Consider the following 786-nt stretch of genomic DNA (forward strand, 5'->3'; position numbering starts at 1 on the left):
CATCCCAGCGCGCTTTGTATCGCGATGACGAAGGCGGAGTGTCTCGACCCAGGTCCTGACCATTTTGCCGTGCTGCTTTTTGCTCCTTACGCTGTTGAGGGCCTCGATGGCGGCCTACGTCGCAATCGGCGCCCTGTATTGCTGTTCCGAGTTCAGCATCGCCCAGATGATGCGGGCGGTCTTGGCCGCCTGAGCGACGACCGCAACCTTGACCGGTCGCCTGGCCAGCAGGCCGCGAATCCAGGGCGAACCTCTGTCGGGCCTGGCCCTGACCTGACGCAGCCAGGAACTGGCGCCCAGAATGAGCAGCCTTCGCAGGTCCCTGTCGCCGGCGCGGCTGATATGGCCTGTCAACTTGTGCTTGCCGCCGGTGTCATGGCTCTTGCGGGTCAGACCCACCCAGGCGGCAAAGTTCCTGCCCGAGGCGAACTGGCGGCCATCGCCGATGGCTGCGATGGTCGCATGCGCGATGATCGGGCCGACGCTCGGGATCTTCGTCAGCCGCATGGCCGCCCGATCCTGCTTGACCTGGTCCACGATCTGCTTGTCCAGCCGGCCGATCTCGCCATCCAGCGCGCGCCATTGCCCGGCCAGCGGCGTCAAGCAGGTCAGCAGCGCGGCGGGGATGGATTCATCCGACGCCTCGATGCGCCGCAGCAGGGCTTCGATGCCAGCAGCCCCCTTGGCGCTTGTCAGGCCCATCTCATAGAGCAGGCCACGAATGGCGTTGGCCAACTGCGTGCGCTGGCGCACCAGAAGGTTACGCGTGCGATGCAGCCCCCTGGC

At 66.0% G+C, this 786-nt stretch carries 1 protein-coding gene; it reads right to left on the reverse strand.

Annotated elements, in window-relative coordinates:
• Positions 1–114 precede the first annotated feature (114 nt).
• The coding region (locus tag NKJ73_RS34080; protein WP_352572774.1) for an IS110 family RNA-guided transposase at positions 115–786 on the reverse strand (672 nt) is incomplete at its 5' end.

This window comes from Mesorhizobium sp. M0074 (genome assembly GCF_040322975.1).
In the GTDB taxonomy this organism is placed as follows: domain Bacteria; phylum Pseudomonadota; class Alphaproteobacteria; order Rhizobiales; family Rhizobiaceae; genus Mesorhizobium.